Genomic DNA, 13,896 nt, shown 5'->3' with positions numbered 1-13,896 from the left:
TCCCCGGCTCATGAAAGCAATCTTGAGATATAAAGACAAAGTCGCATCGTTAGGTTTACTGCCTACCATTATCACCTTGTGCGGATTATATTTTTTCCCTACAACTTTGATGTTAGGTTTCGGATTGGCCATCAGTATCGTAGCCTTATGGTATAACATCGTAAAACTTAAAACCCTTAATTTCTTTTTGCTGCAAGGCATCATAGGAATCGGACTTTGCTACATCCTCCGCCTGCTTACGGGATATGATTACCTGCCTCCCAAAAGCATTACTCCCACGCTGGACTTCATGCTGCTTATCGGGGCTTTCATCCACATTACCGCGCCTGAAATCTATCAAAGCATCCTGAAAAAGTTACACCTGAACGCCTGTGTAACGTTCACGCTCGAAGCCAAAATCATAGTCGTACTGTCTACCCTTCACTTACTGTGCTTGATTATACTAAACTACTGGAGTCCTTCGCTCTCACCCAGAAGTTATTTTCTCATAGCCTACCTCCCGCCCCCGTTTATCTATTTGTTATGCCTGATAGTAAACAGCATCGGCATTCATTTTGCAGCCAAAGAAAACGCCTTCCGGCAGAATCTTCTGCGCATCGCCCCAATATGTAACAAAAAGATTTATCTCACCCAAGACAAGACAAGCGTATGGGATTTGCCCATTGAAATGTTATTCGACGGTTCTCTCCGCAAAGCAGAAAAATATGCCACACGCTTAGCTTACAAACACTTTGCACCTGCACAGCCAGAGAAGCCCATATTCCCCAGACTGATACTAAAATACCAGACTATACTGAGGTGTTCGTATGTAAAGAATATTCAGCTATATATTTTCCCGCTGCGACAAGAAAAAGAAATCTGTTTACCAAACGGACGTTTCTTCTCTTTCGAAGACATCTTTAACACTCCCGAAGCCTTTAGCCAAAGGTTGCGAAAGGAAGCAGAAGCCCTGCAAATGGCGGCTGAGGTTTGGAAGGAATTTGAATCAAACTCATAAAAAAAGAAGCAACATGATACGAAACGTCAAGCCTGAAGATATTCCGGCTATCACAAACATCTATAACACGTACATAACCAACACTTGCATAACTTTCGAAACCGAACCCGTCAGCGAAAAAGAAATGGAACGGCGCATGAGAAGTTTCACGGACAAGAACTATCCTTACTTGGTTTACGAAAAAGACGGAAAAGTTATAGGATACTGTTACGCCCACGCTTGGAAAGAAAAACAGGCTTACAGCCACACCGCCGAAACAACCATTTATCTGCATCCCGACTATACGGGAAAGGGCGTGGGAAGCCTGCTGATGAAAGAACTAATCACCATTTGCCGCAACGCAAAACTACATACCCTGATAGCCTGCATCACTGTACCGAACGAAGCAAGCGTGCGCTTGCACGAATCTTTGGGCTTCCGGCAGGTTTCACGCTTCAATGAAGTAGGCAGGAAATTTGGCAAATGGTTGGATGTGTACGACTTTCAACTCCTTTTATAAACCCGAACTACTTATACAATAAAAAGATACAGGGGATTTTATTCAAATCGGGCAGTTTACCTTTCCATTCTTTGACCGATTTCGTACGGATATATTCTCCGTCACACGTCAGATTGGCAGCGATACAAAGTTTCGTTTGCGGACGGCAGGTACGGAGTATTTCTTCCGCCATTTTATTGTTCCGGTAAGGAGTCTCGATGAAAAGCTGAGTCTGGCTCTCGGTATAGATGCGCGACTCCAACTCTTTCAAACGCTTGGTGCGTTCGCCCGGTTCTATCGGCAGATAACCATGAAAAGCAAAACTTTGACCGTTAAATCCCGACCCCATAACAGACAGAAGGATAGACGAAGGGCCTACCAAAGGAACCACGCGCAGATTCTTTCTCTGAGTTATCGCTACCACGTCGGCACCCGGATCGGCAACAGCCGGACAGCCTGCCTCCGAAATCACCCCCATCGGCGCTCCCTCTTCCAGAGGTTTCAAATAACCGGATACTTCTTCCGCCGAAGTATGCTTGTTCAACGGATAAAAAGTCAGTTCGTCGATATTGATTTCCGCATCGACTTTTTTCAAGAACCGTCGTGCCGAACGGACATCTTCTACTATGAAATGTTTGATACCCCGGATTACTTCACGGTTATACGCCGGCAACACCTTGTCGACCGGAGTATCGCCTAACGTTACAGGCAATAAATATAAAGCTGCATCCATCGTTATTATAACTGAAAAAACACGGACTTACACGAGTATTCGCTATCAAACCGTGTAAGTCCGTGCATTGATATTAAGATTATACTAATCATCCGTAGATGATGTTTCCATTTTCGTCTTTGTATTCGTCAAGTCCTTTTTCATAAGTAGCCATCGCACGCAAGCTCATTCCCACGCTTGAGAAACCTCCATCGTGGAACAGGTTCTGCATGGTTACTTTACGGGTCAGGTCAGAGAACATCACGATGCAATAGTCAGCACATTCGTCTGCCGACGCATTTCCCAGCGGAGACATGCGGTTAGCAAAATCAAACAACTTATCCATTCCTTTCACTCCCGAACCGGCAGTAGTCATCGTAGGCGACTGAGAAATCGTATTGATACGTACGTTATGCTCGCGTCCGTAAATATAACCAAAGCTACGGGCGATTGATTCCAACAGCGCTTTGGCATCCGCCATGTCATTATAACCGTAAAAAGTACGCTGGGCAGCCACATAGCTCAAAGCCAGAATCGAACCGTAATCATTGATAGCATTCAACTTTTTAGCAGACTGAATCATTTTATGGAATGAAACAGCCGATATATCTAACGTTTTCTCCAGCATATCATAATCAAGGTCATCATACGTACGCTTCTTGCGAACGTTCGGCGACATACCAATAGAATGCAGCACGAAGTCAATCTTTCCGCCCAATACCTCCATCGAACGTTTGAACACATTTTCCAAGTCCTCTACGCTGGTTGCGTCTGCCGGAATAATCTCACAGTTCAGTTTCTCTGCCAAAGCAGAAACTTCACCCATACGTACTGCTACGGGAGTGTTCGACAAAGTGATTACAGCACCTTCTTCTACTGCTCTTTCAGCTACTTTCCACGCAATGGATTGTTCGTTCAAAGCACCGAAAATAACCCCTCTTTTTCCTTTCAGTAAATTATAACTCATACTTTATTTATTATAAATTCGGGCACAAAGATACGAACTTATTTACAGACTGCCGCTTAAATTCCATACTAAATCCATATCTTACTGAAAATAAGCGGATATTAAGTTTATTCAGACACGTTTTTTCCCGTGAGAACACAAGCAGAAATCTTCAGCCGGAACCTCCTCCGAACGCTACCGTTAGTGTTACCTGTTTCATGCGGTAGTGTTTACTGTTTCTACCCATAGCGTTGACCGGTTCTACCCATAGCATTTTTCAGGTGTCAAAACATGCCAAAACAACGCTTACAGCCCGTACACGATATGCCGGCAAAAAAGATGGCATGACACAGAAGCATGTTTTTTTGTTGGGAACAAGGCAAAACTTTTCACCTTGATTAAGGAAAAATTTCAATAATACTTTGTACCTTTGCTCCATAATGACTAACATTTTAATTTTTTGATTATGGCAACACCCGAATTCAAGTATCAGCCGATGTTCGAAAAAGGAAAAGATACGACTGAATACTATCTGCTTACCAAAGATTATGTATCAGTAAGCGAGTTTGAAGGAAAACCTATCCTGAAAATCGAAAAGGAAGGTTTGACAGCTATGGCAAACGCTGCATTCCGTGATGTTTCATTCATGCTGCGCCGCTCTCACAACGAGCAAGTGGCAAAGATTTTGAACGACCCGGAAGCAAGCGACAACGATAAATACGTAGCTCTTACGTTCCTGCGCAATGCAGAGGTAGCTGCCAAAGGCGTTTTGCCGTTCTGCCAAGATACGGGTACGGCAATTATCCACGGAGAAAAAGGACAGCAAGTATGGACCGGCTACTGTGATGAAGAAGCTCTTTCATTAGGAGTTTACAAAACTTATACCGAAGAAAACCTGCGTTACTCACAGAATGCTCCGCTCAGCATGTACGAAGAAGTAAACACCCGCTGCAACCTTCCGGCTCAAATCGACATCGAAGCTACCGAAGGCATGGAGTATGAATTCCTTTGCGTGACCAAAGGTGGAGGTTCTGCCAACAAGACTTATTTGTATCAAGAAACAAAAGCTATCCTGAACCCGGCTACACTGGTTCCGTTCTTGGTTGAAAAAATGAAGACATTGGGTACTGCGGCTTGTCCTCCTTACCACATCGCATTCGTTATCGGCGGAACGTCTGCCGAAAAGAACCTGCTGACGGTTAAGCTGGCTTCTACTCACTTCTATGATAATCTGCCTACTACGGGTAACGAATACGGACGTGCGTTCCGCGACATCGAACTGGAAAAACAAGTTCTGGACGAGGCTCACCGCATCGGTTTGGGCGCACAGTTCGGCGGAAAATATTATGCACACGATGTACGCATCATCCGTTTGCCCCGCCACGGCGCTTCTTGTCCGGTAGGTTTGGGCGTATCTTGCTCTGCCGACCGCAATATCAAGTGTAAGATTAACAAAGACGGTATCTGGATTGAAAAACTTGATTCAAATCCGGGCGAACTGATTCCGGAAGCATTGCGTCAGGCTGGCGAAGGCAATGCCGTGAAGATTGACCTGAACCGCCCGATGCCGGAAATCCTTGCCGAACTCGACAAGTATCCGGTTGCTACACGTCTGTCATTAAACGGTACTATCATCGTGGGCCGAGACATCGCTCATGCAAAACTGAAAGAACGCCTTGACCGTGGTGAAGACCTTCCGCAATACATCAAAGATCATCCTATCTATTACGCCGGACCGGCTAAAACTCCGCAGGGCATGGCGTGTGGTTCTATGGGACCGACCACGGCAGGACGTATGGACCCGTATGTAGACTTGTTCCAAAGCCACGGCGGAAGCATGATTATGTTGGCTAAAGGTAACCGAAGCCAAGCCGTTACCGACGCTTGTAAGAAACATGGCGGTTTCTACCTCGGTTCAATCGGTGGTCCGGCTGCTATCTTGGCTCAAAACAACATCAAGAGCATCGAATGTGTGGAATATCCGGAACTGGGAATGGAAGCCATCTGGAAAATTGAAGTTGAAGATTTCCCGGCATTCATCCTTGTTGATAACAAAGGCAATGATTTCTTTAAACAAATCAAACCCCGCTGCACCGGAAACTGCAAATAAATAAAAGTCAAGTTCTGATATTGGCAAAGCATGGATTACACGGATAATATTCGCTGTATTCCATGCTTTTTTCGTACGTCAAAAGCAAAACAAAAAGGTCACTTCTTTTCCATATTTCGTATTAAATCATCTATTTTACTTCAAAATAAATAATAATTCATATTTATTTTTGCTCATTTAAATAATAATTCATACATTTAGGCACGAGGTGTATAAAGCAATTCCTCTACCCTTATTACTAATCTTTAAATCAAGCGCCATGAAAGTCTTAATTATTGGTTTGGAACGTACCGGAAAAGTATTCTCTACCGAACGTTTGTTTCGTAAGAAACTGAATGAAGCTAAAGTGACCGGTGTCGAGATAACCACGGCAGAAATGTCGGAATTAGGTTCACCGGGTGAGAGAAAGCTGGAGAAGAGTTTAAAAGAAATTTTGCACAAAGGAGTGGATTGTATCGTAGTTATGGAACAGTGGCAAAAAGAATTGCTTACACGATTTATGGAGTACAAAACTTGGAGCAAGATTTATTTATTTGCAGACATCTGTAAAAAGAAAATCTCGTCTGCACTACCTTCTTGCGACGTGGACTTCCGCTATCGAAACGAAAGTGAGAAAATAAACGACGGATGTGGAAACTTAGTGGAAGGCATGAAAACATACAAGAAAGGAGACCACTCCGTGAGATTGGCTTTCTGATGCAACGTAAGAGGATTTACATCGCTTTTACAGATAGAGCAAGGCACGGACAATACTTCGCTGCATGGTAGAAAAAGGAAAGAAAAACCATGCAAGAAGCACTGTTCGTGCCTGCTTTTTTTAACACACACGCATCTTTGATTGTTTACTTTTTCTCGCTTTCTTTGATAATCCGCCTGCGGTTGAAAACAGCCAATCCCAAAGTCAAAGCCACCAAAACAATCGAACCGATGACCTTTAAGTTATATATTGCATGAAAAATAATCCACGAAAAGAGGCTTGAGGCAAAATCAAGTGAACCGCCCTGAAAGCCATCGGGAATTTTTACGGCAGCATCTCCGGTCTTTGCATACACATCTTGGGCTGCCTGAGTAAAGAACGGGGCCAAGTCTGTTACGAAATACAAACCTACGATTAATGCCACCAAACCGATTAAAAAGGTTTTCAACACATTTCCTTTTGTTATCGGAAGCACGGCAGGAAAGAGATAAAACATCCCTGCCAGCGATGCCAATGGAAGAAACTGGTTTCCCGGAAGCACAACGGACAGGAAAAGCGTAACCGGAATAAGCAGCAAAGAAACCACCAACGTGGTGGGATGGCCGATAACCAGTGCCGGGCTCATGCCGATATTCAAGCCTACGTTACTCTTAAACTTACGGGCTATCAATTCTCGCGTAGCGTCCGAGATAGGACGAAGTCCTTCTATAAACAATGCCGTTATGCGAGGTATAAGTTCCATCACTGCTCCCATCTTGATACCCAATCCGAGGATGGAAGGAATGCCGTCGACCAATTCTTTACCGTCTTTACATGCCAAAGCACCGATTCCGCATCCTACTACGACGCCTAAAAACAGCGGTTCGCCCATTATGCCAAATTTACGCTTCATGCCTTCGGCATCGATATTCAGCTTGTCGAAACCGGGAATCTTATCCAGCATCTTGTTTATAAGAACTGCAAAAGGTACAAATCCCTGACAAAAAGGCTGTGGAATGGATATCCCTTCCATCTTGTCGTAATAGGTTTGAAACTGCTTACACGTTAAGTCTGCCATTATCAGGGTCAGGATGTAACAGATTACGGCAGCGAAGAATCCCCACCAGATATTATCCGTGGCAAAGTAAATCACCGCACCGATAAAAGCGAAATGCCAATAGTTCCAAAGGTCGATGTTTACAGTCTTGGTAGTCTTCGTAAACAGCATAAGTATATTTACCGCCAAACAAACAGGAATGATAAACGCTCCTACCGAAGTATTATAGGCTACGGAAGCAGCAGCAGGCCATCCCATGTCGAAAATACCGAGACTTAACCCGTAAATTTCGGTTACGCGCTTTAAAGGGTCTCCCAAACTGCCGGTAAGCAGCGCTGTTACAACAGACAGTCCGACAAACCCTACCCCGACAAGCAAACCGCTTTTAAGTGCCTTACCGAACCGGATGCCGATACACACGCCCAGTACGGTAAAAATAATCGGCATCATGACCGCCGCACCCAGTCCGATAATATAACTGAAAACTTGTTCCATAAACAAAGCTCTTGATTATTCGGAGAACCGACTATTTAGGTTGTTTGCCGATATAAGCAAGGATACCGCCGTCTACATACAATACATGTCCGTTTACAAAATTAGAAGCATCCGACGCAAGAAATACAGCCGGCCCCATCAAGTCTTCGGGTGTTCCCCAACGCGCTGCCGGAGTTTTAGCCACGATGAACGCATCGAAGGGATGACGTGAGCCGTCTGCCTGCCGTTCGCGCAGAGGTGCTGTCTGCGGAGTAGCAATATACCCCGGCCCGATGCCGTTACACTGGATGTTGTATTCTCCGTATTCGGATGCGATATTGCGGGTAAGCATTTTCAATCCGCCTTTGGCAGCCGCATACGCCGATACGGTTTCGCGTCCCAGCTCGCTCATCATCGAACAGATATTAATGATTTTTCCATGTCCTTTTTTTATCATGCCCGGAATAACGGCTTTCGATACGATGAAAGGAGCATTCAGGTCGACATCGACTACCTGACGAAATTCGGCAGCAGACATTTCACACATCGGGATGCGCTTGATGATGCCGGCGTTATTTACCAAGATATCGATAACACCTACCTCTTTTTCTACCTGAGCGATAAAAGCATTTACCGCTGCTTCGTCGGTCACATCACATACATATCCGTGAGCTTCTATACCTTTTTCTTTATAAGAAGCCAGACCTTTGTCTACCAGTTCTTGCTTAATGTCGTTGAAAACAATGGTTGCGCCTGCTTGGGCAAAAGCGGTAGCAATCGCAAAGCCGATACCGTAAGAAGCTCCCGTTACGAGAGCAACCTTACCTTCAAGTGAAAAGTTTACCATAGCATTTAATCTTATTTACAAAAAAATATTCGAATGTCAGAGACAAGCCTTCTTAAAGCTTGTCATACAAAATTACGCGATAATCACCAAAGTTATGTACCAAAAAATAAGCAAAAGCAGTAGGAATTTTAAGCATAAATTACATGACGAGAACGCTATGGGATAAGTTGCCTTACGCTTGCGGTAGAAAGGAGGAACGCTATGGGAAGGACTTGAGGTTTCTACCCATAGAAAAAAAACAGGGCTTACAGGTAGTTCTGAAAGGGATGTGACAATGATTTTTGCCTACTATCCGTAATTTTCGAGACAAAACAACAACAAATTCCCGATTTTATCGTACTTTTGTTTCGTTGTAAACTTTGTACTAAAAAAACATGATGAAAAACCTTCTCTTTGTTATCTTAATTTGGATGTTGGCAAGCCATTGCCGTGCCGTCTCTACCGGACCCGAATATACGTTTAAACGTATCGAGGTTACAGACGGACTCACGAGCAATTATGTTATCGACATCGAGCAAGACGGACTGGGGTATGTATGGATAGCAACCGAATCGGGGCTGAACCGATTCGACGGAAGGAACATCACGATTTACAACACCCGGAATTCTGATTTGAAAAGCAATGAGCTGACCTCCATCCTCAGTTGCAACGAAAATCATACGCTATGGATAGGAACCAAACGGGACGGCATTTTCGTATTCGACTGTCTGGCGCAACAATTCATTGCACACTATACTACTAAATCGGGGCTGCTTTCCGATGAAATAGCCCATCTGAGCCGGGCATCCGACGGCGGTGTCTGGATTACTCACCGTTACAGGGGGATAGACCATTATATCCTTTCTTCTCAAACATTCACCCATTATGAAGCCGGCATCATCAAAGGGCTTAAAGAAGGATTCTTCTGTACATGCGACGACGGAAAAGGAAATCTTTTTGTCGGGTATTCAGACCACGGGATGGCTATCATCGATATAAAGAAGAAAACCTGCCGAAACTTTTCCCATGACGCTAAAGAGGCTGAAAGCATACCGGGAAACAGTGTGCAGTGTATTTACACGGATAAGGATGGAAACGTATGGGTAGGAACCGACCGCGGACTTGCTCTGTTTACCCAGCCCAAAGAAAAGTTCATCAACTTCCGGCATGATGCCGACAACCCCAATTCGATTTTATCCGACAGGGTATCCGACATCGGTCAAAGCACCGACGGACGCCTCTGGGTATGTACGCACATGGGGGGAGTCAGCATTTTAGACATGCAAGAAAATGTTTTTACTTCGCGTGAAAACATCCAATTCCATAACATCAAAGTGACCAACGATACACACGGAGTTTCTTCGCCCAACGCAAGTTGTTTCTTACAAGACTCGTTCGGCAATATATGGATAGGAAACTACCGCGGAGGGGCAGACTTTTTAAGCTATGCTCAGCCTGCTTTCCGTACGCTGGAGTATATTACGCTGAAGGACGGGAAATTACGCAACAAGCAAGTGTGGGGAATAGCCGTTGACAACGAAGGACAAATCTGGCTGGGAGGCGAAAATGAAGTGGCTGTGTTTCAGAACAGCAAATTGAAAAAAATCATCTCATTAAACAAACAGACCAATTCCAACACCCATGTATCTACTATATATAAGGATAAAAGCAATACATTATGGTTTGGCTTGTACCGCGACGGGGTTCTAACCTGCAATCCGTCTACGCAAACCGTAACCCGTGTTCCGCTGGACGAAACAGACGTGGAAGCCTGCTGCTTTTACGAGCAGGGAGAAAGCATCTGGATAGGTACACAAAACGGTATATTCACCGTACGAAACGGGAAAGCACGAAAAGAAGATAAAATCAATGCCTTGTTGAAATCGCAGATGGTTCACGGACTGTTATTCGACCAAGCCGGCAGACTCTGGGTAGGAACATTCGGCAAGGGCATCCAAGTTATAAATACGGAACAAACCACGCTGTTACATCACATCGATACCCGGAACGGATTAAGCTCGGACGCTGTAAACGGACTCTTTCAAGACAGTAAAGGAGGAATTTGGGCTGCTACGCGAAACGGGGTTTCGTATATTGCCGACCCTCTGCACCCTGAAAATATAAAGACGTATGCCGACAATGAGAAAACGGCAAACCCCAACGTGCGTGCCATTACCGAAGACCTACGGGGTGAAATATGGATCAGTACCAACGGTGGAATCGCGCATTGGAACAGTTCTGAACAGCGCTTCTATAATTATACATACCGTCAGAATGTTCCTGTGGGCGACTTCATGGATGGTTCGGTATGTAAAGACTCGGAAGGTAACTTATATTTCGGTTCACAAAACGGAGTATGTTGGTTTAACCCTGCCAATGTAGCAGAATCGACAGCCGACATTCCGGTGCAAATCACTGAAATAAAAAGTTACGGGACGCAATCGGATAATGAAAACAAAGAAAAAATCGTTCCGCTTACAGACAAAAAAATAACCCTCTCATACGATTGGAATACGTTTCGCATCATATTCAACGTACTTGACTATACACAAAGTATGCAGGCGGAATATGCTTATACCATGCAAGGATTAGGAAACACTTGGTTTGAAACCCACGAAGAAAATCAGGTTACGTTCCGAAACCTTCCACCGGGGGAATATGTATTTAAGGTAAAAGCCAAACTCAACAACCAGCCGTGGGGAGAAAAGTTTACCTCTGTAAAAATAGTCATAACTCCTCCTCTTTATCTGACATGGTATGCCAAACTCGGATATTTCCTTATTTGCATAGGAATTATAGTTCTTATATTCCGTTTTTACCGGCGTAAACTTACATTGGAAAACCGGCTTAACTTAGAACATCACCGCCACGAAAGCGAACAAAAACTGAATAACGAGCGATTGCGCTTTTATACGAATATTACTCATGAACTGCGTACGCCGCTAACGCTTATTCTCGGTCCGCTGGAAGATTTGCAGGCAGACAAAACGCTCTCGCCTAAACAGGCTAATAAAATCGGTATCATACGCGACAGTGCAACCCGCCTGCTTAATCTGATAAACCAGATTCTGGAATTCAGAAAGACGGAAACGGAAAACCGGAAGCTGAAGGTCGGACGGGAAAATGTAGCAAACTTAATACAAGAAATAGGTATTAAGTATAAAGAACTAAACCGTAATCCGGAAGTAACCATCAACATCCGTACCAACGCAGAAAATCAGGTTATTTACTGCGACCGTGAGATTCTGACTGTGATACTCGACAACCTCATGTCGAACGCTTTGAAGTATACTCCGAAAGGAAGTATTACCCTTTCGCTGTCTGCTGCCGAAGAAAACGGAAACCGCTATACGCTGTTTTCAGTAGAAGACACAGGACATGGCATTGATGCAGAATCGTTAAATCATATATTCGAACGGTACTATCAGGGAAGCGGCAAGTATCAAGTCTCCGGCTCCGGAATCGGACTGGCTTTGGTAAAATCGCTTACCGACCTTCACGAAGGTTTTATAGAAGTAGAAAGCGAACCCGACAAAGGAAGCAAGTTTACCCTGAAGATATTAACGGATAATACTTATCCGAATGCCGAACACCGTTCGACAATCCAAACCGAAACGGCAGAACAGGATGCCGATGCCACGACAGAAAAAGAAGAGAATCGTTCCATCATCCTTGTGGTGGAAGACAACCACGATATACGTGAATATATTCGCAGTTCGTTCGAAAACACGTATGAGGTATTAACAGCCAACAACGGACAGGAGGGATGGGAGTTGGCTCAAAACCGTATCCCCAACATCATTATCAGCGACATCATGATGCCTGTAATGGATGGAATCGAATTATGTAAACACATCAAGGAAGACATACGCACCAGCCATATACCGGTTATTCTGCTCACAGCAAAAGATACGCTGAACGATAAAGAAGAAGGTTATGCAGCCGGGGCAGACTCGTTTATAACCAAGCCGTTCAGTGCCCGCCTCCTGAACAGCCGCATCAATAACATTCTGGAAAACCGTCGGAAAATAGCAGGACTAATAACTTCTACTCCTGTGACAGAAACCGAACGCAAGAATGTGGAAAACGAGCGTCGCACACTGAGCAAACTTGACCAAGAGTTTTTGGATAAAGTAACCAACATCATTGAAGAGAATCTAAGTCTGGAAAAAATTGACGTAGGTTTCATTGCCGATAAAATGTGTATGAGCCACTCTACGCTTTACCGTAAGATAAAAGGACTGACAAATATCTCGGCAAACGAATTTGTACGCAAAATAAAAATGAGAAGAAGCATCGAATTATTGGATAGCGGAGAGTATACCATTACCGAGGTGTCAGACCAAACCGGTTTTGCTACCGTTGCTTATTTCCGTCAGTGCTTTAAAGATGAATTCGGAATGACTCCGACTGATTATATGAAACGACCTAAAACACAACAGCCCAAGCATGATAAAGAAAACAGTTCTCGCCATTGATTCATTCAAAGGTTGTTTATCCTCTGAAGAGGTAGAAAACTGTGCTGCTGAAGAAATCCGCAGACTGTTTCCTACGTGCCAAACCGTTTGCTTGCCGGTAGCAGACGGAGGGGAAGGTATACTCGATACTTTGGTACATATTACCAACGGAAAATTCATTTATACCGAAGTTCATGACCCGCTGATGCGTTTGCAAACCGTCCGATACGGAATATTGGGAGACACGCAAACTGTTGTCATCGAAATGGCTGAAGCGAGTGGGCTTCCTTTATTAACTCCGGAAGAACGTAACCCGATGAAAACAACTTCTTTCGGAACAGGAGAACTGATACGAGATGCTTTGAAACGTGGCTACCGGAAATTCCTGATCGGGATAGGAGGCAGCGCAACAAACGATGGCGGACTCGGAATGTTGCAAGCCCTCGGAGCCAAATTATATAACGCAAACGGAATTGAATTAAGACAGGGAGGTGAAGCCGTATGCAGCACTGCCCGCATTGATATAAGCAGGTTGGATAAAGCCATTCCAGAAGCAAACTTCACCGTGGCTTGCGATGTCCGTAATCCTTTTTGCGGGAAAGAAGGGGCAACGCATGTTTTTGCTCCTCAAAAAGGGGCAACTACATCACAAGTAACCGCTTTAGAGGAAGGAATGAAACGCTTGTCTGAAATCATACGCCAAACCACAGGAAAAAGCATAGCTTCCTTACCCGGCTCAGGAGCTGCCGGAGGAATGGGCGGAGCTTTATACGCTTTCTTTGATGCGAAATTGGTTCCGGGAGCCGATCTGTTATTGGATGCCATTCATTTTGACCAACAAATAAAAGATGCAGACATGGTAATCACGGGAGAAGGAAAAGCCGACTCTCAAACGCTTATGGGGAAAATAGCAGAAAGAGTGCTGAATCGTACACTTCCGCTTGGCATCCCTACGGTATTGATTGCCGGACGCATTGATAACGAAACGGAATTACGTCGTGCCGGATTTGACACTTTGGTTCCTATTACTCCGAAAGGCATGGAACTGGAAAAGGCTGTCTGCCCTGACACCGCACGGAAAAATATCCGAAAAGTTATAAATACATTTTTCACGAATACCTTAAACAATCTGAATCAACCAATTTTATATTAATCAAACATCA

The 13,896-nt window shown here is 44.4% G+C and carries 10 protein-coding genes; 6 read left to right on the top strand and 4 right to left on the bottom strand.

The features are described from left to right. Positions 1–10: 10 nt before the first annotated feature. Together H9626_RS09455 and H9626_RS09450 are read left to right on the top strand one after the other, a co-directional pair. Entirely contained in the window at positions 11–997 is a 987-nt protein-coding gene (locus H9626_RS09455) for a hypothetical protein (protein WP_191710351.1), read from the top strand. A gap of 13 nt (positions 998–1,010) precedes the next feature. Then, a complete protein-coding gene (locus H9626_RS09450; protein ID WP_191710350.1) occupies positions 1,011–1,496 on the top strand; it encodes a GNAT family N-acetyltransferase in 486 nt (161 codons plus the stop codon). A 7-nt stretch (positions 1,497–1,503) separates the two neighbouring features. On the opposite strand, the gene H9626_RS09445 is transcribed toward H9626_RS09450, so the two are convergent. Both H9626_RS09445 and H9626_RS09440 read right to left on the bottom strand, forming a co-directional pair. Beyond that, on the bottom strand, positions 1,504–2,208 hold the full coding sequence (locus tag H9626_RS09445) for an SAM-dependent methyltransferase (RefSeq protein ID WP_191710349.1): 705 nt from the start codon (positions 2,206–2,208) through the stop codon (positions 1,504–1,506). Positions 2,209–2,296: 88 nt separating this feature from the next. Further along, on the bottom strand, positions 2,297–3,154 hold the full coding sequence (locus H9626_RS09440; RefSeq protein ID WP_178256549.1) for an enoyl-ACP reductase FabI: 858 nt from the start codon (positions 3,152–3,154) through the stop codon (positions 2,297–2,299). Between the two features lie 445 nt (positions 3,155–3,599). Between H9626_RS09440 and H9626_RS09435 the strand changes: the two genes are divergently transcribed. After that, positions 3,600–5,243, top strand: a complete 1,644-nt coding sequence (locus H9626_RS09435) for a fumarate hydratase (RefSeq protein ID WP_191710348.1) — start codon at positions 3,600–3,602, stop codon at positions 5,241–5,243. A 259-nt stretch (positions 5,244–5,502) separates the two neighbouring features. Next, on the top strand, positions 5,503–5,940 hold the full coding sequence (locus tag H9626_RS09430) for a hypothetical protein (protein ID WP_178256547.1): 438 nt from the start codon (positions 5,503–5,505) through the stop codon (positions 5,938–5,940). Positions 5,941–6,085: 145 nt separating this feature from the next. On the opposite strand, the gene H9626_RS09425 is transcribed toward H9626_RS09430, so the two are convergent. Further along, a complete protein-coding gene (locus H9626_RS09425; RefSeq protein WP_178256546.1) occupies positions 6,086–7,471 on the bottom strand; it encodes a PTS galactitol transporter subunit IIC in 1,386 nt (461 codons plus the stop codon). A gap of 31 nt (positions 7,472–7,502) precedes the next feature. Beyond that, the gene (locus H9626_RS09420) at positions 7,503–8,297 is read right to left on the bottom strand and encodes a gluconate 5-dehydrogenase (RefSeq protein ID WP_178256545.1); all 795 of its coding nucleotides are present in this window, start codon (positions 8,295–8,297) and stop codon (positions 7,503–7,505) included. Between the two features lie 374 nt (positions 8,298–8,671). Between H9626_RS09420 and H9626_RS09415 the strand changes: the two genes are divergently transcribed. Both H9626_RS09415 and H9626_RS09410 read left to right on the top strand, forming a co-directional pair. Then, positions 8,672–12,754, top strand: a complete 4,083-nt coding sequence (locus tag H9626_RS09415) for a hybrid sensor histidine kinase/response regulator transcription factor (protein ID WP_225230949.1) — start codon at positions 8,672–8,674, stop codon at positions 12,752–12,754. Further along, positions 12,729–13,886, top strand: coding sequence for a glycerate kinase family protein (locus tag H9626_RS09410; protein WP_191710411.1), 1,158 nt, complete (start codon positions 12,729–12,731; stop codon positions 13,884–13,886). The genes H9626_RS09415 and H9626_RS09410 overlap by 26 nt, the downstream gene beginning before the upstream one ends. Positions 13,887–13,896: the final 10 nt, after the last annotated feature.

The sequence above is a fragment of the Phocaeicola faecium genome, from assembly GCF_014837055.1.
GTDB lineage: Bacteria > Bacteroidota > Bacteroidia > Bacteroidales > Bacteroidaceae > Phocaeicola > Phocaeicola gallinarum.
Note: the sequence above shows the minus strand (reverse complement) of the source record. Positions and strands in the feature narration are given on the sequence as shown.